Origin of the sequence: Streptomyces sp. NPDC102279, from assembly GCF_044766365.1 — a bacterium.
Taxonomy (GTDB): Bacteria; Actinomycetota; Actinomycetes; order Streptomycetales; family Streptomycetaceae; genus Streptomyces.
On the sequence record NZ_JBIWLU010000014.1, the window covers coordinates 133,867 to 156,063 of the forward strand.

Here is a 22,197-nt window from a genome sequence, read left to right on the forward strand (position 1 = left end):
CTGCCCCGCCTTCCCCGGCGGACGCGCGACCACGGCCACGGTGCCTCGCCGCGTCACCGGACCACCCGTCCTCGGGGACGCCGTTCACCCGTCGCGGGGCCGCGTCGATCCGAACCACCCGGGCCCGCCGTGGGCGCACGTGTCGCGTGTGCACCCACGGGTCCGGTCAGGCCGTCGCGGCGGGCGGCGCCAACTGGGCCGCCAGCCAGGTGGGTACGCCCCCCAGCAGCCGGAACAGCCGGCCCGCCTCCGCACGGAGCCGGGAGGCCTCCGGCTCCGACTCGGCGTCCGCGAGCGAGGCCAGCGCCGGGGCCGTACCGACGAGATAGCCCAACTCCTCGCGGATGCGCAGGGACTCGGCGAAGCCGTGCCGGGCCTCCGCCAACTCCCCCTCCCGCAGGGCGAGTCCGGCGAGATGCCGCCAGGTGAAGGACATCAGCAGCGGATCGTCCTGGGCGGTCGCGCCCGCGTGCGCCCGCCGGTACGCCGCCCGGGCCGCCTGCGGTGCCCGGGCCAGGTTCTCGGCGAGCAGTCCGCGCCGGAAGTCCAGCAGGGCCCGTCCGGGAGCGCCCGGCGCGATCAGGGCGGCGGCCCTGCCGAGTGCGGCACGTGCCTCGTCGGCCCGGTCGCGCACCCTCAGCAGGGTTGAGGCGTAGGCGAGTTGGCCGCGTTCGCAGGCCGCCGCACCGCGCTCGTCGTCGGTCTGCGCGAGGGCCTCGGCGGTGCGCAGCGCGTCCTCCGCCTCGGCCCACCCCTGCTCGGTGTAGAGACAGCGCTCGACGAGCAGCGAGGCCCTCTGGAGCGAGGCCTCCGCCGTGTGCGGCTGGAGCAGCGCCGCCGCGTCGGCCCAGCAGGCGCGCGACCGCAGCCGCCATACCGCGGTCTGGAGTGGATCGTCCCCTGCAGTCGTTCCGGAACCAGACATGGCGGTATGCGCCACGTTGCCCTCCCCGAGCACACCATTGAGCTGTTGAGTGGTGGCATCTCAGCACGGATCACCGGGCCCGGCCAAGAGGGTGGGTGAAGGATTTCACAAAGTGGTGGGGCGGGAGGGGCCTTCCGGGACCCCGTCGTGGTTCAGCTCATCCGCAGGGCCAGGAAGAAGTCCAACTTGTCCTCCAGGCGCGACAGGTCACGACTCGTCAACTGTTCGATGCGGCCGACGCGGTAGCGCAGCGTGTTGACATGCAGGTGCAGACGGGCCGCGCAGCGCGTCCAGGAGCCGTCGCAGTCGAGGAACGCCTCCAGGGTGGGGATCAGTTCGGCGCGGTGCCGGCTGTCGTAGTCGCGCAGTGGGTCGAGGAGCCGGGCGGTGAAGGCGCGGCGGACGTCGTCCGGCACGAAGGGGAGCAGCAGCACGTGCGAGGCCAGCTCCTGGTGCCCGGCCGCGCAGACCCGTCCGGGGCGTGCCGCGGCGACCCGGCGGGCGTGCCGTGCCTCCTCCAGGGCGCCGCGCAGCCCCTCCGCCGAGTGCACGGCGGCGCTCACCCCGAGCGTGAGGTGCCCGTCGTCGTTCAGCCCGGCCGACAGCGGGGCCCGTACGGCCTCCAGGAGCCGGTCGGCGTGCAGACCCGAGCCCGAGCCGTCGTCGTCGGCCGAGACCGCCGGAAGGGGGACCAGCGCGATGGCCTCGTCACCCGTGTGGGCGACAGCTATCCGGTCGGAATGTTCGGGTCCCGGGGACAGCGGGTCCACGAGGATCTCCTCCAGCAGCGCCTGGGCCACCGGACCGCCCTCGATGTCACCGCCCTCCCACTCCACGCGCGCCACGACGACCTGCCAATGCGGGGCCGCTCCGAGGCCCGGCAGCAGCACCGGCGCCGCCACCCGCAGCCGTGCCGCGATCTCGGCGGGCGCCGCGCCCGTCTGGACCAGCTCCAGGACCTCCTGAGCGAGCCGCCGCCGCACCGTGCGCGCCGCGTCCCGGCGGTCCCGCTCCACGGCGATGAGCTGGGTGACGCCCTGGAGCAGGTCGAGCCGCTCCTCGGGCCAGTCCCCGGCATCCGCCTCGACGGCGAGCAGCCAGTCGGAGAGCACGGTCTCGCGCACGTCCCGCGATGCGGTCGCGGCGCGCGCCGCGGAGCGGATCGGGAAGAGCGAGTACGTCGCCTGGCCGACCGTGACCCGGTGCGGCCCGCGGCGCCCGGTACGGGCCGCCGCGAGGTGCTCGGCGGCGAGCCTGGCGCAGATGTCCGCGGGCAGCTCGCCGCCCGCGGCCTTGGAGCCCGCGACCGTCCTTCCGGCGGGGGACAGCACCCAGGCGCGCAGGTCGAGGTCGGTGCCGAGCAGGTCGAGGACCACGTCAGGACCTCCGCCGGCGGGGCCCGACGTCATCATCCGGCGGTGCCGGTCGACCACGGCGGCCAGGTCACCCGCGCGCTCGCCCGAGACCTGTCGCACGACGTGCTCGGTGATGGTCGCGAAGGCCACCGACTCGTTCACGGCGAACAGCGGCAGGCGGTGCCGTGCACAGGCGAGGACCAAGTCGTCGGGGATGTCACCCAGCTCCGCCTCACCCGCCGCGAGCCCCGCGACCCCGGTGCTCGCGAGGATGCGGACGAAGGGCTCGGAGTCGCTCGCGTCGTGCCGCCAGGCGAGGCCGGTGAGGACCAGTTCGCCGCCCGAGAGGTACCGGCTCGGGTCCTTGAGGTCCGTGGTCATCACACCGCGGACGGTGCGGTCGAGCTCGTCCTCGCCGCCGAGCAGCCGCAGGCCCAGCGCGTCGGTGTCCAGCAGTGCGCGCAGCCGCATTCTCGTCGCCGCCGTTCTTTGTCTCGAAATCTACGATGAAGCGTCGGTGAGGTTCCCGCGAGCGGGTCCCCGGGCCGCGCGGAGCCGGTCCGCGGGTGCCGGGCGTCAGTGAGCCGGTCCCCGGGTCGTGGCCTGGGCTTCCGCGAGCGGCGCTCACTGTCGCCAGGGGGCTGTGCTCACTGTTTCCAGGGGAAACCGAGGAGGTAACTGAAGGCCTCCGTTCATACGAATCTACAAGATGCACGCGTTGGCCAGCCAACTCCTTCATGGTTTCGGTGACTGACCCCCGTATGGGACAGCGCTGTGTACTGGCCTCACTCCGCGTTAACACCTCATGAACGAGCCGGGCCGCCCGCACACGATCTGGCTTGATCAGAACGACCGACGACACGAATGAAGAGAGCCACTCATGGACTTCCTTCGCCCCGCCAGCTGGGAGGAGGCGCTCGCCGCCAAGGCTGAGCACCCCACGGCTGTGCCGATTGCGGGTGGCACCGATGTGATGGTCGAGATCAACTTCGACCACCGCAGGCCCGAGTACCTGTTGGACCTCAACCGCATCGGCGAGCTGAGCGAATGGGAGGTCGGCGAGGAGAGCGTGCGTCTGGGCGCCTCCGTTCCGTACACCCACATCATGGAGAACCTGCGCGGCGAGCTGCCGGGGCTGGCCCTCGCCTCCCACACGGTGGCCTCCCCGCAGATCCGCAACCGGGGCGGAGTCGGTGGCAACCTCGGCACCGCCTCCCCGGCCGGCGACGCCCACCCCGCCCTCCTCGCGGCCGGCGCCGAGGTCGAGGCCGAATCCGTCCGCGGAACGCGCCTGATCCCGATCGACGCGTTCTACACGGGCGTGAAGCGCAACGCGCTCGAGCCCGACGAGCTGATCAGGGCCGTGCACGTCAAGAAGGCGGACGGCCCGCAGCAGTACTCGAAGGTCGGCACCCGCAACGCCATGGTGATCGCCGTGTGCGCCTTCGGCCTGGCCCTGCACCCCGACACCCGGACGGTCCGCACCGGCATCGGCTCGGCCGCGCCGACCCCGGTCCGCGCCAGGACCGCCGAGGAGTTCCTGAACGCCGCGCTCGACGAGGGCGGCTTCTGGGACAACGGAAAGATCATCACCCCGTCGGTCGCCAAGCAGTTCGCGGACCTGTGCTCCGCCGCCTGCAACCCGATCGACGACGTCCGCGGCACCGCGAGCTACCGCCGCCACGCGGTGGGCATCATGGCCCGCCGCACGCTGACCTGGACCTGGGAGTCGTACCGCGGCGGCGCCGCCCGCACGGAGGGAGTCGCATAATGCGCGTCAATTTCACGGTCAACGGCCGCCGGCAGGAAGCCGACGACGTCTGGGAGGGCGAGAGCCTCCTGTACGTCCTGCGCGAGCGCATGGGCCTGCCCGGTTCCAAGAACGCCTGCGAGCAGGGCGAGTGCGGATCCTGCACCGTCCGCCTGGACGGCGTGCCCGTCTGTTCGTGTCTGGTCGCCGCCGGACAGGTGGAGGGCCGCGAGGTCGTCACCGTCGAGGGGCTCGCCGACTTCGCCAAACAGCGCGCGGAGCACGGCGGTTGCGCCACCGGCGCCTGCGGCACCGCGGAGAGGAGCGGGACCTCGCTCGACGCCGCCAAGGGCTGGGCCGCCAAGGGCCACGACTCGCAGGCCGGCGAGGGCACCGAACTCTCCCCGATCCAGCAGGCGTTCATCGACGCCGGCGCCGTCCAGTGCGGCTTCTGCACCCCGGGCCTGCTGGTCGCGGCCGACGAGATGCTGGAGCGCACGCCGAACCCGACCGACGCGGACATCCGCGAGGCGCTGTCCGGCAACCTGTGCCGCTGCACCGGCTACGAGAAGATCATGGACGCGGTCCGCCTCGCGGCCGCCCGCCAGACCGAGGAGGTCTGACCATGGGAACGACCGGTACACCCACCGACATCACCCAGGGCTCCAAGACCAAGGGCGGCATCGGAGAGTCCACGCTCCGCCCGGACGGCATCCTCAAGGTCACCGGAGAGTTCGCGTACTCCTCCGACATGTGGCACGAGGACATGCTGTGGGGGCAGATCCTGCGCTCCACCGTCGCGCACGCCGAGATCGTCTCGATCGACACCTCCGAGGCCCTTGCCCAGGCCGGCGTCTACGCCGTCCTGACCTACGACGACCTGCCCACCGCGGTGAAGACCTACGGCCTGGAGATCCAGGACACTCCGGTCCTCGCCCACGGCAAGGTGCGCCACCACGGCGAGCCCGTCGCGATCGTCGCCGCCGACCACCCCGAGACCGCCCGCCGCGCCGCCGCCAAGATCAAGGTGGAGTACCGCGAACTGCCCGTCATCACGAACGAGGCGTCCGCGACCGCGCCCGACGCGATCCTCATCCACGAGGGCCGCGACGACCACCACATCGGCCACGTCCCGCATCCCAACATCGTGCACCGGCAGCCGATCGTCCGCGGAGACGTCGAAGAGGCCGCCAAGAAGGCCGACTTCGTCGTCAAGGGCGAGTACACCTTCGGCATGCAGGACCAGGCCTTCCTCGGCCCCGAGTCCGGACTGGCCGTGCCCTGCGAGGACGGCGGCGTCGAGCTCTACGTCGCCACCCAGTGGCTGCACTCGGACCTCAAGCAGATCGCACCCGTCCTCGGCCTGCCCGAGGACAAGGTCCGGATGACGCTCTCCGGCGTCGGCGGCGCCTTCGGCGGCCGCGAGGACCTGTCGATGCAGATCCACGCCTGTCTGCTGGCGCTGCGCACCGGCAAGCCCGTCAAGATCGTCTACAACCGCTTCGAGTCCTTCTTCGGACACGTCCACCGCCACCCCGCGAAGCTCTACTACGAGCACGGGGCGACCAAGGACGGCAAGCTCACCCACATGCGGGCCCGGATCGTGCTCGACGGCGGCGCCTACGCGTCGGCCTCCCCGGCGGTCGTCGGCAACGCCTCCTCGCTCAGCGTCGGCCCGTACGTCGTCGAGGACGTCGACATCGAGGCGATCGCGCTCTACACCAACAACCCGCCCTGCGGCGCGATGCGCGGCTTCGGCGCGGTCCAGGCGTGCTTCGCCTACGAGGCCCAGATGGACAGGCTCGCCGACCAGGTGGGCATGGACCGGGTCGCGTTCCGCCAGCTCAACGCCATGGAGCAGGGCACGCTCCTGCCGACCGGACAGCCCGTGGACTCACCGGCCCCGGTCGCCGAACTCCTGCGCCGCATCAAGGCGATGCCGCTGCCGCCCGAGCAGCAGTGGCTCGCCGCCGGCGAGGAGGCCGACGTACGCCAGCTGCCCGGCGGCCTGTCCAACACCACGCACGGAGAAGGCGTCGTCCGCGGCATCGGCTACGCCGTCGGCATCAAGAACGTCGGTTTCTCCGAGGGCTTCGACGACTACTCCACCGCCAAGGTCCGCATGGAGGTCGTCGGCGGCGAGCCGGTGGTCACCGTGCACACCGCGATGGCGGAGGTCGGCCAGGGCGGCGTCACCGTCCACGCGCAGATCGCGCGTACCGAGCTGGGTGTCGCCCAGGTGACCATCCATCCCGCCGACACCCAGGTGGGCAGCGCCGGTTCGACCTCCGCGTCCCGTCAGACGTACGTCACCGGCGGCGCCGTCAAGAACTCCTGCGAGCTGGTCCGGGAGAAGGTCCTGGAGCTCGGCCGCCGCAAGTTCGGCACCTACCACCCGGCATGGGCCACCGCCGAACTCCTGCTGGAGGGCGGCAAGGTCGTCACCGACGGCGGTGAGGTCCTCGCCGACCTGGCCGACGTGCTGGAGGGCGAGGCGGTGGAGATCGAGGCCGAGTGGCGGCACCGCCCCACCGAGGCCTTCGACCTGCGCACCGGCCAGGGCAACGGACACGTCCAGTACTCCTTCGCCGCGCACCGCGCCGTCGTGGAGGTGGACACCGAACTCGGCCTGGTCAAGGTCATCGAACTGGCCTGCGCCCAGGACGTCGGCAAGGCGCTCAACCCGCTGTCCGTCATCGGCCAGATCCAGGGTGGCACCACCCAGGGCCTGGGCGTGGCGGTCATGGAGGAGATCATCGTCGACCCGAAGACCGCGAAGGTGCGCAACCCCTCCTTCACGGACTACCTGATCCCCACCATCCTCGACACGCCGACCATCCCCGTCGACGTGCTCGAACTCGCCGACGACCACGCCCCGTACGGGCTCCGTGGCATCGGCGAGGCCCCGACCCTGTCGTCCACGCCGGCCGTCCTCGCGGCGATCCGGAACGCGACGGGTCTGGAGCTCAACCGGACGCCGGTGCGCCCCGAACACCTCACGGGTACCGCGTAGCGCCGGCCACGACTCTCCGGGCGGCGCCGGGAACGTCACACTTCACCGCGCCGCCCGGAGTACCCGGGACCGCACCGCTCGCGGAACCGGGGACCCAGCAGAGAGCAGCACACGCACACACGTACCGCACAGAGTTCTTCTCGTTCGTCTCGGGCCGTCCCCCGGGTCGTGCGGCCGAAGCACCATCCCAAAACCCGCAACCGCGATCGCGGTGCAGCAGCCGTCAGGGTGGCTGTGGCGGGTGCCCCTTTGAACCTTGGGAGCAGGCCCACATGACCCAGCAGTCACTGGAGCCGAAGACCGCCGCGACGGACGCGGGCGCGGGTAGCCGCGTCCCGGCCGGACGGTCCTGGCTCGACCGGTACTTCCACATATCCCAGCGGGGAAGCTCGATCGCGCGTGAGGTGCGCGGCGGCGTCACCACCTTCATGGCGATGGCGTACATCCTGCTGCTCAACCCCCTCATCCTGTCCGGCAAGGACGTGGCGGGGGATGTGCTCGGCCAGAAGGCCCTGATCACCGCGACCGCGTTCGCGGCGGCCTTCACCACGCTTCTCATGGGATTCGTCGGCAAGGTGCCGCTCGCCCTCGCCGCCGGCCTCTCCGTGTCCGGCGTGCTCTCCTCGCAGGTGGCGCCGCAGATGACCTGGCCGCAGGCCATGGGCATGTGCGTGATGTACGGCGTGGTCATCATGCTGCTGGTCGTCACCGGCCTGCGCGAGATGATCATGAACGCGATCCCGCTGGCGCTCAAGCACGCCATCACGATGGGCATCGGCCTGTTCATCTCGCTGATCGGCCTGGTCAAGGCCGGCTTCGTCCACCAGGGCAAGGCGACCCCGGTCACCCTCGGCGCCACCGGTGAACTGGCCGGCTGGCCGGTCCTGCTCTTCGCCGCCACCCTGCTGCTGATCTTCATGCTCCAGGCGCGCGGCATCCCCGGCGCGATCCTCATCGGCATCATCTCCGGCACGGTCGTCTCGGTCGCCCTCAACGCCGCCGGGGTCATCGATCCCAAGCAGTGGGCCAGCGGGGCACCCGAGCTGCACGGCAGCGCGGTCTCCATGCCGGACTTCTCGATCTTCGGCCACGTGGAGTTCGGTGGCTGGGGCGGGGTCGGCGCGATGACGGTCGGCATGATCGTCTTCACGCTGGTGCTCGCCGGGTTCTTCGACGCGATGGCCACCATCATCGGTGTCGGCACCGAGGCCAAGCTGGCCGACGCGCAGGGCCGTATGCCGGGCCTGTCGAAGGCGCTGTTCATCGACGGCGCCGGCGGCGCGGTCGGCGGCGTGGCCGGGGCCTCCGGCCAGACGGTCTTCGTCGAGTCCGCGACCGGCGTCGGCGAAGGGGCCCGCACCGGCCTCTCCTCCGTGGTCACCGGCCTGTTCTTCGCGGCCTGCCTCTTCTTCACCCCGCTCACGTCGATCGTGCCCGGCGAGGTCGCGGCGGCGGCACTGGTGGTCATCGGCGCGATGATGATGATGAACGCCCGCCACGTGGACTGGGCCGACCGGGCCACCGCGATCCCCGTCTTCCTGACCGTGGTGATCATGCCCTTCACCTATTCGATCACCGCGGGCGTGGCGGCCGGTGTGATCAGTTACGTCGCCATCAAGATCGCCCAGGGCAAGGCACGGGAGATCGGGGCCTTCATGTGGGGCCTCACGGTGATCTTCTTCGTCTACTTCGCGCTCAACCCGATCGAGAGCTGGATGGGCGTCCACTGACGCTCCGGCTCGCTCCACGCAACCGCTGTTAAGGAGACCGAGATGCTGGACATCGCCGAAGAGCTGCACCGGTGGGTCGAGCAGGGCCGCGACTTCGCCGTCGCCACCGTGGTGGCGGTCGGGGGCAGCGCGCCCCGCCAGCCGGGCGCCGCACTGGCGGTCGACGCCGACGGCACGGCGATCGGCTCGGTCTCGGGCGGTTGCGTGGAGGGAGCGGTCTACGAGCTGTGCCGGCAGGCCCTGGAGGACGGCGACACCGTCCTCGAACGCTTCGGCTACAGCGACGACGACGCCTTCGCGGTCGGACTGACCTGCGGAGGTGTCATCGACATCCTCGTCACCCCGGTCCGCACGCGGGACACCGCCCTCCGGGCGGTCCTCGCGACGGCGCTGGCCGCCGTCGCGGAGGGGCAGGCGACCGCTGTCGCGCGGATCGTGAGCGGCCCCGCCGAACTGATCGGCCGCGCCCTCCTCGTACGGTCCGACGGGTCCCACGAGGGCGGCTTCGGCGCCCACCCGGAACTCGACCGCACGGTGGTCGGGGAGACGGTGGCCCAGCTGGACGCGGGCCGCACCGGCACCCTGGAGATCGGTGAGCAGGGCTCTCGTTGCGGAGCACCGCTCACCGTCCTCGTGGAGTCGTCCGTCCCGCCGCCCCGCATGATCGTCTTCGGTGCCATCGACTTCGCCTCGGCACTGGTCCGCATGGGGAAGTTCCTCGGCTACCGGGTCACCGTGTGCGACGCCCGACCGGTGTTCGCGACCCGGACCCGTTTCCCCGACGCGGACGAGATCGTCGTGGACTGGCCGCACCGCTACCTGGAGAGCACGGACGTCGACGGGCGGACCGTCCTGTGCGTCCTCACCCACGACGCCAAGTTCGACGTCCCGCTGCTCCGGCGCGCCCTGCGGCTGCCGGTGGCGTACGTCGGGGCCATGGGCTCCCGGCGCACCCACCTCGACCGCAACGAGCGGTTGCGCGAGGTCGGTGTGACCGAGCTGGAACTGGCCCGCCTCAGGTCGCCCATCGGCCTGGACCTCGGAGCGCGCACCCCCGAGGAGACGGCGCTGTCCATCGCCTCGGAGATCGTGGCCAACCGGCGCGGCGGCAGCGGCACCTCACTGACCGGCGCCCACACGCCGATCCACCACGACCCGAACTCGGTCCCGGCCCGCCGCATCGGCTCGGTCGCCTGAGCGGCGATCCGCGCGAGGCCCGTCACGGACAGTGGCGGGCTTTTCCCGTTCCCTCGCCCCGCCTGCCGATGCGGTTCGCGTCCCGTCCCGGTCGGTCACCGCGCACCGGCTGCCCGCGCGTCGGCTCCGCTCGCGTTCCGCTGATTCCGGCGCGCGTATTGACGTAGGCATGCCGCTCGACGAGTCTCCTGTGGGAGCGCTCCCGCACGTCCCTCGTGACCGTTGTGACCCAGGAGTGAACCCGGATGAGACGACGTACCCCCACATGGCCGGTGGCTCTGTCCCTCGGCCTCGCCGCCCTGCTCGGCGTACCCCCGGCACACGCCGCGGAGGCCTCGGACGCCGCGGGGCGCGGGCCCGCGCTGTACGTTCCGGACGCCAACCCGGCCGCGTACCGACAGGCCCTCGACCTCGCCCGGGCCGGCCGGCTCCGCGACGCGGCGGGCATTCTGACGATGGTGAACACCCCGCAGGCCGTGTGGTTCGGCGACCAGACGCCGGCCGAGGTGGAGCGGCAGGTCCGGACGGTGGTGCGGGACGCGAGCCGCGACGACGCGACCGCGGTACTCGCGCTGTACGACATCCCCGGCCGCGACTGCTCCAACTACTCGGCGGGCGGGGCCGCGAACACCGCGGAGTACGAGGAGTGGATCGACGCCGTGGCGCGGGGGATCGGACACGGCGACACGATCGTCACCCTCGAACCCGACGCCCTCGCCCTGCTGCCGTCCGACTGCGGCCAGGACGACGCGCAGGGCACGAAGACCGCGGCCCGCTACACCGAGGTCAACTACGCGGTCGACGCGCTGGAGCCGCTGTCCGGGACACGGGTCTACCTCGACACCGGGCACCCCGGCTGGCACACGGTCGACTCCATCGTGCCGCGCCTGATCAAGGGCGGGGTCGCCCGGGCCTCCGGCTTCTACACCAACGCCTCGAACTACAACACCGACGACGCCAACTCCTGGTACGGCAAGCTGATCTCGTCCTGCCTGGCGTACGCGGCCGACGGGGGAGACGTCGCGGCGTGCCCGAGTCAGGGCTGGCCGCGGGCCGACGCGCAGACCTGGCTCGACCAGCATGTGCACACGCCCGCCTCGCGGATGAAGCACTTCGTCACCGACTCCAGCCGCAACGGACGGGGCCCCTGGACCCCGCCCGCGGGCAAGTACACCGACGCCCAGGACTGGTGCAACCCGCCGGACCGTGGTCTCGGCGCACGGCCGACGCTGCGCACCGGTGACCCGTTGCAGGACGCCCGCCTGTGGATCAAGACACCCGGTGAGTCGGACGGCCTCTGCCTGCGCGGAACGACGGGCCCGCAGGACCCGGAGCGCGGGACGGTCGACCCGGACGCGGGGGACTGGTTCCCGCAACAGGCCCTGGAACTTGCACGGTTGGCCAACCCGCCGCTCCTGTAGTCGAGTCGGCGCTCGATGGACTCGGCGTCCCGCCGCTCCCGGGCGGTGGGGCGTCGCTGTCGGCGAGGCGGCGCCGTTCCCCGGCCCTTGGACGGCGCCGCCCGCTGACCGGCTGCGGCCCGGGGCCGCCTGCCCGGCGGGGCCGGGCAGGCGCGGTGACGAGAGGCCGATGAGAAGGGGCGGGGGAGGGAACTCCCGTGCCGCGGGCAGACGTTGTCACTCCTGCCTCAGCAACGCGTCCGTCGCCCGCCCGAACATCCACCGCGCCGACCGTTCCAGCGGGCGGTCGGCGAGGCCGGGCAGCCCCCGTACGTTCACGTCCTCGCGCCAGACCACCCGTGAGCCCCCGTCGCCCGCCGGGTGGACCTCGATCTCGGCCCACCCCGTGACGAACCTGCCCCGCTTCTCCAGCCGGCACCGGCCCGGGCCCCCGTCGCGCGGTGGCTGCCAGGCGGTGACCTCCATCGGGTCGTCGAACGCGAGGGGCCCGATCCCCGACCGCGCCACGAACACCGTGCCCCGCCCTGTCGGCGGAGGGGTGCGCACGGTGACCCGGGTCAGCGGGACGACGTCCGCGTGCCGGGGCCAGTCGGTCAGGCGGCGCCAGCTCTCGGCGACGGAGTGCAGGGACACGCGTTCCAGGACGAAGACGACCACGGGGCGAGCCTAAGCGTGATCAGCGGGGGAACCGCGACCCGGCCGAGGAACCGCTTCTCGGGTCGTGGCCGTGGTCACGGGTACGAGTGGGGTCGACGTGCTGCGCACGGGCCGTCGGCACGGCGGTCAGGGCGGGCAGGGCGGGCAGAGCGAGCGCGGGTCAGGGCCGGTACACGGTGCCCGGCTCGGCCTTCCCCGGCGCCAGCAACTGGGGCACGGTGACGAACACGTACCCGCGTTCCTTCAGCGCGTCGATGATCCCGGGCACCGCGGGCACCGTGCCCGGGTAGAGGTCGTGCAGCAGGACGATCCCGTCGCGGGACGACTGCTGCAGGACACGCTTCTCTATCAGCGCGGAGTCGTCGGTCCGGTAGTCCTTGGCCGTCACGCTCCACAGGACCTCCGCGAGCCCCTCCTCCCGCGCGATCCGGTGCACGGTGTCGTCCGTCCGGCCCTGCGGCGGACGCATCAGCGTCGGCCGGCGTCCGATGAGCCGCTCTATGGCGTCGTCCGGGCGGCGCAGTTCCTCCCGTATCTCCTTCGGGGATATCCGGGTGAGGATCTTGTGGTCCCAGGTGTGGCTGGCCACCTCGTGGCCCTCGGCGGCCATGCGCCGGACCAGGTCCGGGTACTTCTCGATGTGCCGCTTGCCCAGCAGGAAGAAGGTCGCCGGGACCTTCTTCTCCTTGAGGATGTCGAGCAGCCGGGCCGAGTGCTCGCTCGGGCCCGCGTCGAAGGTCAGCGCGATGCACTTGGCCTTCCGGCAGTCGACGGTCCCGAACCCCGTCCGCAGCGCGGCGTTCTTCGCGTCGGCCCGTGCGGCGCTCGGCGCGGTGGTGTGCAGCGTCGTGCATCCCGTGAGCGGGAGGGCCAGAGCGACGGCGGCGGAGATCGCGGCCGCGGCACGGAACCCGGGCAGGGGTCTTTTCATCTTCCAGGGCAGAGAAGGCATGCCCGCACTATACATACTGTGTATACACAGTATGTATAGTGCTTCGTGCTGGGCGGACGCGCTGGTCAGAGAGTGTGTGGGTTCGGTCGACGGCCCGGGTGACCGCTTCTCGTGGAGAGCTCAGCCCGCCACGGGAAGCCCCGCCGTCCGCAGGACCCGGCGGTCCGCGTCCACCGCGAACACCTCGCAGCCCGGACGGGCCGCCGCCCACGCGACGCCCTCCGGACCCAGAGCGAAGGCGGCCGTCGCCGTCGCGTCCGCGTCGTTCGGCGAGGGCGCCACCACCGTGACGCCGAGCAGCCCGGTGGCCTGAAGGCCGGTGCGGCCGCCGAGGATGTGCTCGCCCCGGTCGTAGCGCGCGGACGTGGCCACCGCGCCGTCGGTGATCTCCACCACCGCGCACAGCCGGTCGGCCCGGTCCGGGTGGCGCACTCCCACCCGCCAGGGACCGCCGGCGACCACCACGTCGCCGCCCGCGTCGACGCAGAACCGGCGGACTCCCGAGGCCGCCGGCAGCTCCGCGGCCCGCTGCACCGACCAGCCCTTCACGACCGCGCACGGATCGAGCCCGCGCCCCGGCAGCCGGGCGTCGAAGGCGCCACCGCTCGCGGCGCGGAACTCCTCGCACGGACCGAGGACCTCGGCCGGCTCCACGCTGAGCGAGGTGGGTTCCGGTTCACCCGGTCGAGACGGGACACCTCGCTGCGGGCGACTTTCACGTACTCATCGATGGGGATCAGGAGGCGCCCGCGCCCGAGGTGCCGGGTGAGGCGTGCAGCACTATGGGCGGGTGGAAAAAGTGCGCCTCCTGGTCGTGGACGACGACCCGCCCATCGCCGACCTCGTGGCTACGGTCGCCCGCTACGAGGGCTGGGAGGCCGTCACGGCCCACACCGGCGAGGACGCGCTGCGCCGGGCCGCCGACTTCCGGCCCGACATCGTGGTCCTCGACCTGATGCTGCCGGGCCTCGACGGCTTCGGTGTCCTCGACCGGCTGCGGCAGTCCGGCACGATGGTCCCCGTCGTCTTCCTCACCGCCCGCGACGGCGTCGCCGACCGTGTCGCGGGCCTCACCCGCGGCGGCGACGACTACCTCGTCAAACCGTTCGCCGTGGAGGAGCTCATGGCCCGGCTGCGGACCGTGCTGCGCCGCAGCGCGGGACCCGGCTCCCAGCGTTCGGTCCTGCGGGTCGCCGACCTGACGATGGACGAGGACACCCGCGAGGTGCGGCGCGCCGGCCGTCTCCTCACCCTCACCCCCACCGAGTACGAGGTGCTGCGCTACCTGATGCGCAAGTCGCCCACCGTCCTCACCAAGGCACAGATCCTCGACCACGTCTGGGAGTACGGCTTCGGCGGCCGCTCGAACGTCGTCGAACTCGTCGTCAGCCGGCTGCGCCGCAAGCTCGACGGCACCGACGACGACGAGGCCCAGCTCATCCATACGGTGCGCGGCGTCGGCTACGTGGTGCGCCAGGTCGCCGCGTGAGCGGCCCGGGCACGCGGGATCACGCCGGCCGGCTGCGGGGCGTCCGGGAGGCGTACCGCCGCACGCGTCTGGGGACCCGGCTCGCCCTCGGCATGGGCGTGCTCTCCCTCGTCGTCTTCGCCGTCGTGGGCACGGCCCTGACCACGTACATGCGGGACTACCTCGACCGTCAGCTCGGCGAGCAGATGAAGCTCGTCCAGATCGCCCAGTCCAAGGACGCGGCCTCCCACGGAACCGTCAAACAGCAGCCCTACTACGGCTGGTTCACCGCCGTGTACGACGTCTCGGACGGCCGGGCCGTGCTCCGCGAACCCGCCGATGTGCCCGCCGACACCGTCGAACTCGCCGCCGCCGCGGAGGAGTTGCCGCCCGAGGGCTCCGCGCACAGCCTGCGGGACGCGCGGATCGACGGCGAGGGCGCCTACAAACTCCGCACCTGCGAGGTCGAACCGGGCGTCGTACTGGTCACCGCCGCGCCCATGACCGACCTCCAGGGCACCGTGCGCCAACTCGTCACCGTCCAGGTCGTGGCGTTCGCCCTGGCCCTGCTGGCCCTCGTCGTGGCCGGCCGGGCCGTGCTGCGCCGCGGCCTGCGGCCCATCAGCGACATGGCGCACACCGCCCGGGGCATCACCTCGCACAACCTGACCGGATCGGCCCGCCTCCCGCTGCGGGCGGGCGGCGGGAAGGGCGGCCCGGAGGTCGAGGAACTGCGCACCGCGTTCAACACCATGCTGGAACACATCGACGACTCGCTCGCCGTGCGCACCGAGGCCGAGCAGCGGCTGCGCCGGTTCGTGGCCGACGCCTCGCACGAACTGCGCACCCCGCTGATGTCGGTACGCGGCTACGCGGACCTGTTCCAGTACGCCGCCGCCAACGAGCCCGCCGAACGAGAGAGGCACCTGGCCCGGCTGCGCGCCGAGGCGGCCCGGATGGGCGTCCTCCTCGACGACCTGCTGCTGCTCGCCCGCCTCGACGCCGCCGAGGTCGAGACCCCGCTCCGCCTGGAGGACACCGACCTCGCGGAACTGGCCCGCGACGCGGCGGACGCCTTCCGGGCGGGCCATCCCGGCCACGACCTGTCGGTGACGGTCGCCCCCGGGCCCGTACGGCTGCGCCTGGACCCGCTGCGCATCCGGCAGGTCCTGGACAACCTGCTCACCAACGCCGCGGTGCACACCCCGCCCGGCACCGCCGTCGCGCTCGGGCTCTCCGCGTCCGCCGGCACCGTCGTCGTCCGCGTCCGTGACGCCGGACCAGGTATCCCGGACGCCGACCGGGAGCGGGTCTTCGACCGCTTCTACCGGGTGGACAAGGCGCGCGGCCGCGACCGGGGCGGCAGCGGACTCGGACTCGCGGTCGCCCGCTCCCTGGTCCTCGCGCACGGCGGCACCGTCGACCTCACGAGCGCACCGGGCGCCACGGTCTTCACCGTCGGCCTCCCGTACAACGGAGACGGCCCCGCCCCCGCCCGGCCCGACGCGGTGCCGGCTCCGCGGACGGAGGAGGGCAAGCAGCGGCTCCCGCGGACCTGAGGTGTTCGGGGGGCGATCGGGGTGACAGCTTCGAGTCTCCGGAACAGGCTCCGCCGCTTTGGACGTATGCCGGTCAGACGAGCTTGCGCAGGGTGTCCGGCCCCGGCGGTCTGTGCCCCGGGCGCCGCACGCCGGCCGTGCGGCCCACGAGCACGGCCAGCGACAGGAGCCGCCGCCAGTCGAGGGCGGGCTGGACCGTCGGGACACCGGGCCGCTTCTTCGGGACGCGCACGCGCAGCACACCCGGCTCGACCCGGCAGTGCACCGGCGTCGGCAGGACCATGGCCTCGCCGTCGATACCGACCTCCAGTTCGTCGCTGTCCGCCCCGACGACCACCTCGCGGGCCGTGAGGACCGAGAGGCCGCCCGGGTCCGGGGCGAGCAGCAGCGCGGCTGCCTCCACGGCACTGTCGACCTTGACGCCGAGGATGCCGAGCAGCCCCGAGTCGAGCCGCTCGCGGCGGCCCAGACCGGCGGACTCGTTCGTGCGGTAGGGGTTGTTGCTGACCAGCAGCGCCTGGGGTGCGTCGAGGGTCGTGCCGGCGGCCTCCGCGGTCAGCTGCGGTCCGCGCTGGCGGGTGAGCAGGTCGGGGAGGAGCTGCAGCGAGGTGCCGATCTTGTCGTCCCGGTAGGCGGGATCCTGGACGACGGCGGCGTAGGCGCCGAACGACGCGTTGTTGACGAAGGGGTGGCCGCCCGCGAAGCCGAGGTCCACGCGCAGCTCCACACCGTTCGGCAGCGCGTCGAGACAGGTGGACGGGTCGTCGCGGTCGAGGCCCAGGTCCATCGCGAAGTGGTTGCGGGTGCCGGCCGAGATCACCAGGAACGGCAGTCCGTGTTCGGCGGCGACGGCCGCGACGAGCGCCTGCGTCCCGTCGCCGCCCGCGACGCCCAGCAGATCCGCTCCGTCCACGACCGCCTGCCGGGCCAGCTCCGTCACGTCCCGGTGGTTCTCCGGGTCGAGCAGCACGACCCGCGCGCCGAGCCGCTCGGCCTTCTCCACGAGACCGAATTGCTCCACCTTGCCGCCGCCGGAACGCGGATTCATCAGGACGAACGGCCGTCGCGGCGGCGGGGTGCGGTGCTCCTTCATCGGCCGGACCCGGCCGCGGGCGCTCCGCAGCGCGTACCGGCCGCACCACACCGCGAGGATCCACAGCACGGGCGACAGCAGCAGTGTCCACAGCAGCGTGACCGCGAGGACCACGATGACGCCGAGGGGCACGGCGATCGCCAGCAGCCCCGCGATCCAGCGCGCGGGTCCGCGCCGGGTGAGCATCCACCACAGCGCCGCCGCCGCGACGGCCATGCCGACGACGGCGGCGATCAGGAGCAGGACACCGCGGACGCCTCCGGTGAACAGCGGCACGGCCACCGCGAGCGCCGCCGCGGCGAGCGACGCCCTCGCCGCCCACCGTTCACGGGCCGGCGGTCTCGTGTCCGTCATCGTTCCTCCACCGCTCGGTCCCTCGCGCACTGGACTCACCGTACGAGAGGAACCGCGCCGCCGGTCACCCGGACCCGGTCGGCCGGGTCGGGGAACCCGCGCTCCGGGCGGGCCCCGCCCACTGCGCTCACCTCGGGCGGGCGGTTCCCTCAGGGGGCGGTGACAGCGCCGTCCGCGCGCTTCGCGGAGGGGCCGGGACGGGTGCGTGCGTCGGGTGGAATCAGCTCGCCGTGTCCCGCACCGCAGACGACCACCGTGCGGACCTGTTCGCCACAGCCGTCGTGCACGACCTCCAGGGGCGGTCCCTCGGGATCCGCCGTGTAGCGGTCGCCCCACTGCTTCAGGGCGATCATGGCGGGCCACAGTTCCCAGCCCTTGCGGGTGAGCCGGTACTCGTACCGGGTGCGGCTGCCCGGTTCGCTGTACGGGACGGTGTCCAGGATCCCGGCCGCGACCAGCTTGCGCAGCCGGTCGGCCAGCACGCTCTCGGACAGGCCGACATGCCGCCGGAAGTCGTCGAACCGCCGCACGCCGTTCATGGAGTCCCGCAGGACCAGCATCGACCACTTCTCGCCGATCAGGTCGAGCGTCCGCTGCACCGTGCAGTTGTCGGTGCTGGTGTCGAGCCACGTCATGGGGCCCATCGTAGGCTGGCTCTGTCATTGACAGCCAGGTCCCGTACTGGCTAACTTCGAAAAAAGAAGGCAGATCGGCGAGCGAACGGGGAGCGTCATGGGCAGGTCACGCACATACGACTGGGAGGACCCGGCCGTCTCCGCGGCCGCCGTCGGGCACTACAGCGGTCTCGACTTCCTCCGCGAGGTGCAGGCCGGACGCCTCCCCGCGCCACCGATCGCGGCGACCCTCGGCATGACCCTCGACGAGGTCGAGCACGGCCGCGCGGTCTTCTCCCTGGTCCCGGGGGAGGAGCACTACAACCCCATCGGAAGCGTCCACGGTGGCGTCTACGCCACCTTGCTCGACTCCGCCGCGGGGTGCGCCGTGCAGTCCGTGCTGCCCCCGGCCATGGGTTACACGTCGCTGGACCTGACCGTGAAGTTCCTGCGGCCGGTCACCGTGGACACCGGCAGGATCCGCGCGGTCGGCACCGTCCTCAACAGCGGCCGCCGCACGGCCCTCGCCCAGGCGGAACTCCTCGACGAGGCCGACCGGCTGCTCGCCCACACCACCAGCAGCTGCCTGCTGTTCCCCGTCCCCGTCTGAGGACCACGGGAACCGACGGGCCTACAAGGGTGTGTGACCCTCCAGGTACCGCCGTACGGACTCGGGCAGCCCGGTGCCGATGGCCTCCGCGAACGGGGTCCAGCGGAGCTGCTCCGCGGTGAGCCGCGCCTCCGCCGAGGGGGTGTCGCTCAGCAGCCGGCACACCACGGTCGACGGGCCGGCCACGGGCCCCTCCGCCCCCTCGCCGTCCGCCTCGAGGAGTGACGAACCGTCCACGAGGTAGCCGGTGAGTTCGTAGACCACGCGCGCCGCCGTGGCCTGCGGACGCTCGGCCAGTTCCGGCGGCCCCGACGGCAGCCTCCAGCCGTCCGACCCGTCGACGAGCAGCAGCAGCCCGTCGTCCACGACGACCGCCTCCACCGTGTCCCGGGCGGTCTGCTCCAGTGTCATGGCCCAACCGTTCCTTCCGTTGCCGCGCGTTCGTCGGGCCGGTCCCGTCCGAGTGCTCCGTTCCTACCCGGCGGGCGTCGGTTCACGCGGCCGGGCGCCTCCTGTCGGACCGCGTGGCGAGAGCCTTCGCCCCGGGCCCGTCCCCACCGGGCTGCGATGTCGCAACACGACTAACGTGACGGTGTATGAGGACGAAGCTCCCCCTGGACGCGGTGCCGCGCCTCACCGGCGCGGTCGTGCTCGGTGCAGCGGTCGGCGTGGCCGTGGGACTGCCGACCGATGTCCTTCTGGGACTGCTGGCCGGGATCGCCGCGACGGAACTGTTCTTCGTCCTCGCGGGCTGGGTGGTGCTGTGGCCCATGGACGCGGCGGCCACCCGGCGCAACGCGCGGCGCGAGGACTTCCGGCCCGTGACCGACGAGTTCGTGGTGGTCGCGGTCGCCCTGTGCGGGCTCTTCGCGATCGTGCTGCTGCTCCTGCGCGGAGGCAAGGCGGACGACGGACATGCCGCGGCCGTCACGGCCCTGTGCGGCGTCTTCCTCGCCTGGTCCGCGCTGCACCTGATGTACGCCACCCGCTACGCCTACGTGTACTACGAGCACAACGGCGGCATCGACTTCAATTCCGACGACCCGCCCTCGTACCGCGACTTCTTCTATTTCAGCTACAACCTCGGAATGACCTATCAGGTGTCCGACACCGACGTGTCGAGTTCCGCGATCCGTTCCATCGTGCTCAGGCATTCCCTCCTTTCCTACGTGTTCGGCACCAGCATTCTCGCCACGGCCATCAACGTCGTCGTGGGAATCGTCAGCGGCTGACGCGCCGGGGACCGGACGCCGGTGCCGACGTGTCCACCGCACCGAGCGGTCGGGATCTCGTGCGGATTCCTCCGGCACGCAGCAGGATGGAGGGAAGAACCGACCGTCCCGTACGCGAGGGACGCTCCCGCGTCTCACGAGGAGGCCGACTCTTGGCTGAGCGACAGGCCGTCATCTCCCGACCGGCCAGGGCCACCGTCTTCCTCGTGCTCACCGTCACGCCGGGCCACGAGGACACGGTCCGCGACCTCCTGGAAGACGTGTCGGGCCTGCGCCGCTCCGTCGGTTTCCGCGCGCCCGGCGACCGGCTCGCCTGCATCGTCGGCGTCGGCTCCGACGTCTGGGACCGGCTGTTCGACGGGCCCCGCCCGCGGGAGCTGCACCCCTTCGCCGAGTTGAACGGCAAACGGCACCGAGCTCCGTCCACCCCCGGCGACCTCCTCCTCCACCTCCGGGCCAACCGGATGGACCTCTGCTTCGAACTGGCCCGGCTCATCATGGAACGCCTGGACGGCGCGGTCACGACCGTCGACGAGGTGCACGGGTTCAAGTACTTCGACGAGCGCGACCTGCTCGGATTCGTCGACGGCAGCGAGAACCCCGAGGGACAGCTCGCAGCCGACTCCGTGTTCGTCGGGGACGAGGACCCGGACTTCGAGGACGGCAGCTACGTCGTCATCCAGAAGTACCTGCACGACATGGCCGCCTGGAACGCCCTGCCCGACACCGAGCAGGAGAAGGTCATCGGGCGCACGAAGGCGGCCAACGTGGAACTCCCCGACGACGTCAAACCCGCCGACTCCCACGTCGCGCTCAACACCATCACCGACGACGACGGCGACGAACGCAAGATCGTGCGGGAGAACATGCCGTTCGGCACGCTCGGCGAAGGCGAGTTCGGGACCTTCTTCATCGGCTACGCGCGCACCCCGGACGTGACCGAGGAGATGCTGCGGAACATGTTCCTCGGCGACGGCCCGGCGCCGCACGACCGCATCCTCGACTTCTCGACCGCGATCACCGGCTGCCTCTTCCACGTCCCGACCGTCGACTTCCTCGACGACCTGCCCGCCGCCCCCGGCGAGGAGGAGACGGACGTCCCCGCGGCCCCGGGCGAGGAGACGGCGGCGGACCACCCGCCCGCCCCTCCCGCGGAGCGGCCCACGGCGAACGGCTCGCTGGGCATCGGCAGCCTCAAAGGAGTCTGAACATGACCACGTTCGACGGCACCGGCAATCTGCACCGCGAACTCGCCCCCATCACGCCCGCCGCCTGGGCCGAGATCGAGGACGAGGCGCGCCGCACCTTCCGGCGCAACCTCGCCGGACGGCGCGTCGTGGACGTCACCGGCCCCGAGGGCCCGGAACTCGCGGCCGTGGGCACGGGCCACCTCTCCGGCATCGACGGCCCCTCACCCGGGGTCACCGCCCGGCTGCGCCAGGTCCAGCCCCTCGTCGAGCTGACGGTGCCCTTCCGGGTCGGCCGCGACGCCGTCGACGACGTCGACCGGGGCGCCAAGGACTCCGACTGGCAGCCGGTCAAGGACGCCGCCCGCACCATGGCGTTCGCCGAGGACCAGACCGTCTTCAACGGCTACGCCGCCGCGAGCGTCGACGGGCTGCGCGCCCGCACCTCCAACCCGGTGCTCCGCCTCCCCGCCGAGCCGCGTGACTTCCCCGACGCCGTCAGCCACGCCCTGAGCACCCTGCGGCTGGCCGGCGTCCAGGGCCCCTACACGCTGCTGCTGGGCGCCGAGGCGTACACGGCGGTCAGCGAGACCTCCGACCACGGTTACCCCATCGCCGCCCACCTCGGCCGGATGCTGGACGGCCGCCTGGTCTGGGCGCCCGCCGTCGAAGGGGCCTTCCTGCTCACCACCCGGGGCGGCGACTACGAACTGCGGCTCGGCGAGGACCTCGCCATCGGCTACACCTCGCACGACGCCGACGGCATCGACTTGTACTTCCGCCAGACCCTGACGTTCCTCGTCTACACGGACGAGGCCGTGGTGGCGCTCGACCCGTGGACCGACGCGGGTACCGGCCAGGGCTGACAGGCGCTGACACGCGTTGACAGACGCGGTCTCGGCCGACCGACGTCCGCTTTCCGCGTGTGCGGTCCTGTCCCGCCGGCCTTCCCAACCCGCCCTTCCCCGAGGGGAGTTCACCTCGTGCGGGTGAATTGCCGCGGCCGACGGACCCCGGCCCGAGCGAGGTCCCTCCGGTTGCGGAGCCATAAGGCCCGCGAAATGGTGGAGAGTACACATC

19 protein-coding genes and 1 pseudogene are annotated in these 22,197 nt (G+C 72.2%); 12 read left to right on the plus strand and 8 right to left on the minus strand.

Translation table 11 applies throughout. From position 1 onward, the window contains the following. Positions 1-166: 166 nt before the first annotated feature. Together ACIRQH_RS32510 and ACIRQH_RS32515 are read right to left on the minus strand one after the other, a co-directional pair. Complete coding sequence (locus tag ACIRQH_RS32510) at positions 167-940, minus strand: hypothetical protein (protein WP_404228285.1); 774 nt, start codon at positions 938-940, stop codon at positions 167-169. A 137-nt stretch (positions 941-1,077) separates the two neighbouring features. Beyond that, positions 1,078-2,751 carry a PucR family transcriptional regulator gene (locus tag ACIRQH_RS32515; RefSeq protein ID WP_388871408.1) on the minus strand — a complete coding sequence of 558 codons (1,674 nt, stop codon included), beginning with the start codon at positions 2,749-2,751 and terminating at the stop codon, positions 1,078-1,080. A gap of 409 nt (positions 2,752-3,160) precedes the next feature. Between ACIRQH_RS32515 and ACIRQH_RS32520 the strand changes: the two genes are divergently transcribed. The 6 genes from ACIRQH_RS32520 to ACIRQH_RS32545 all read left to right on the plus strand — a co-directional run bounded on the left by ACIRQH_RS32520 (position 3,161) and on the right by ACIRQH_RS32545 (position 11,391). Continuing rightward, positions 3,161-4,051: a xanthine dehydrogenase family protein subunit M gene (locus ACIRQH_RS32520; RefSeq protein WP_358820890.1), complete on the plus strand. Its 891-nt coding sequence runs from the start codon at positions 3,161-3,163 to the stop codon at positions 4,049-4,051. After that, positions 4,051-4,653, plus strand: a complete 603-nt coding sequence (locus ACIRQH_RS32525) for a (2Fe-2S)-binding protein (RefSeq protein ID WP_388871405.1) — start codon at positions 4,051-4,053, stop codon at positions 4,651-4,653. Before ACIRQH_RS32520 ends, ACIRQH_RS32525 begins: the two co-directional genes overlap by 1 nt. 2 nt (positions 4,654-4,655) lie before the next feature. Continuing rightward, on the plus strand, positions 4,656-7,043 hold the full coding sequence (locus ACIRQH_RS32530) for a molybdopterin cofactor-binding domain-containing protein (RefSeq protein ID WP_358820888.1): 2,388 nt from the start codon (positions 4,656-4,658) through the stop codon (positions 7,041-7,043). Positions 7,044-7,315: 272 nt separating this feature from the next. After that, positions 7,316-8,773 carry an NCS2 family permease gene (locus tag ACIRQH_RS32535; protein ID WP_388871401.1) on the plus strand — a complete coding sequence of 486 codons (1,458 nt, stop codon included), beginning with the start codon at positions 7,316-7,318 and terminating at the stop codon, positions 8,771-8,773. 42 nt (positions 8,774-8,815) lie between these two features. Next, on the plus strand, positions 8,816-9,970 hold the full coding sequence (locus tag ACIRQH_RS32540) for an XdhC family protein (protein ID WP_404228290.1): 1,155 nt from the start codon (positions 8,816-8,818) through the stop codon (positions 9,968-9,970). A gap of 245 nt (positions 9,971-10,215) precedes the next feature. Beyond that, positions 10,216-11,391 carry a glycoside hydrolase family 6 protein gene (locus ACIRQH_RS32545; protein WP_358820885.1) on the plus strand — a complete coding sequence of 392 codons (1,176 nt, stop codon included), beginning with the start codon at positions 10,216-10,218 and terminating at the stop codon, positions 11,389-11,391. A 216-nt stretch (positions 11,392-11,607) separates the two neighbouring features. Here ACIRQH_RS32545 and ACIRQH_RS32550 read toward each other — a convergent pair whose 3' ends face one another. The 3 genes and pseudogenes from ACIRQH_RS32550 to ACIRQH_RS32560 form a co-directional block, all read right to left on the minus strand. Continuing rightward, entirely contained in the window at positions 11,608-12,048 is a 441-nt protein-coding gene (locus ACIRQH_RS32550; protein WP_404228293.1) for an SRPBCC family protein, read from the minus strand. A gap of 160 nt (positions 12,049-12,208) precedes the next feature. Further along, the gene (locus ACIRQH_RS32555) at positions 12,209-13,000 is read right to left on the minus strand and encodes a polysaccharide deacetylase family protein (protein ID WP_404228296.1); all 792 of its coding nucleotides are present in this window, start codon (positions 12,998-13,000) and stop codon (positions 12,209-12,211) included. Between the two features lie 120 nt (positions 13,001-13,120). Beyond that, positions 13,121-13,704 (minus strand): annotated as a pseudogene (locus ACIRQH_RS32560) (FAD:protein FMN transferase); the annotation flags it as partial. Between the two features lie 86 nt (positions 13,705-13,790). Here ACIRQH_RS32560 and ACIRQH_RS32565 point away from each other — a divergent pair. Both ACIRQH_RS32565 and ACIRQH_RS32570 read left to right on the plus strand, forming a co-directional pair. Then, a complete protein-coding gene (locus ACIRQH_RS32565) occupies positions 13,791-14,489 on the plus strand; it encodes a response regulator transcription factor (RefSeq protein ID WP_404228298.1) in 699 nt (232 codons plus the stop codon). Then, positions 14,486-16,027 carry an ATP-binding protein gene (locus ACIRQH_RS32570; RefSeq protein WP_404228301.1) on the plus strand — a complete coding sequence of 514 codons (1,542 nt, stop codon included), beginning with the start codon at positions 14,486-14,488 and terminating at the stop codon, positions 16,025-16,027. The genes ACIRQH_RS32565 and ACIRQH_RS32570 overlap by 4 nt, the downstream gene beginning before the upstream one ends. Before the next feature lie 73 nt (positions 16,028-16,100). On the opposite strand, the gene ACIRQH_RS32575 is transcribed toward ACIRQH_RS32570, so the two are convergent. Beyond that, positions 16,101-17,474: a diacylglycerol kinase family protein gene (locus tag ACIRQH_RS32575; RefSeq protein ID WP_358820880.1), complete on the minus strand. Its 1,374-nt coding sequence runs from the start codon at positions 17,472-17,474 to the stop codon at positions 16,101-16,103. A gap of 149 nt (positions 17,475-17,623) precedes the next feature. After that, positions 17,624-18,109 (minus strand): winged helix-turn-helix transcriptional regulator, encoded by a 486-nt coding sequence (locus tag ACIRQH_RS32580; RefSeq protein ID WP_388871378.1) that lies wholly within the window; start codon positions 18,107-18,109, stop codon positions 17,624-17,626. Between the two features lie 97 nt (positions 18,110-18,206). On the opposite strand from ACIRQH_RS32580, the gene ACIRQH_RS32585 reads away from it, so the two are divergent. Then, positions 18,207-18,698: a PaaI family thioesterase gene (locus ACIRQH_RS32585; protein WP_388933379.1), complete on the plus strand. Its 492-nt coding sequence runs from the start codon at positions 18,207-18,209 to the stop codon at positions 18,696-18,698. A gap of 21 nt (positions 18,699-18,719) precedes the next feature. On the opposite strand, the gene ACIRQH_RS32590 is transcribed toward ACIRQH_RS32585, so the two are convergent. Beyond that, a complete protein-coding gene (locus tag ACIRQH_RS32590) occupies positions 18,720-19,109 on the minus strand; it encodes an NUDIX domain-containing protein (RefSeq protein ID WP_388871368.1) in 390 nt (129 codons plus the stop codon). Positions 19,110-19,294: 185 nt separating this feature from the next. On the opposite strand from ACIRQH_RS32590, the gene ACIRQH_RS32595 reads away from it, so the two are divergent. The 3 genes from ACIRQH_RS32595 (at position 19,295) to ACIRQH_RS32605 (ending at position 21,983) form a co-directional block, all read left to right on the plus strand. After that, the gene (locus tag ACIRQH_RS32595; protein WP_388871365.1) at positions 19,295-19,930 is read left to right on the plus strand and encodes a DUF1345 domain-containing protein; all 636 of its coding nucleotides are present in this window, start codon (positions 19,295-19,297) and stop codon (positions 19,928-19,930) included. 152 nt (positions 19,931-20,082) lie between these two features. Then, the gene (locus ACIRQH_RS32600; protein WP_404228305.1) at positions 20,083-21,138 is read left to right on the plus strand and encodes a Dyp-type peroxidase; all 1,056 of its coding nucleotides are present in this window, start codon (positions 20,083-20,085) and stop codon (positions 21,136-21,138) included. Positions 21,139-21,140: 2 nt separating this feature from the next. Then, entirely contained in the window at positions 21,141-21,983 is an 843-nt protein-coding gene (locus tag ACIRQH_RS32605) for a family 1 encapsulin nanocompartment shell protein (RefSeq protein ID WP_358820874.1), read from the plus strand. Positions 21,984-22,197: the final 214 nt, after the last annotated feature.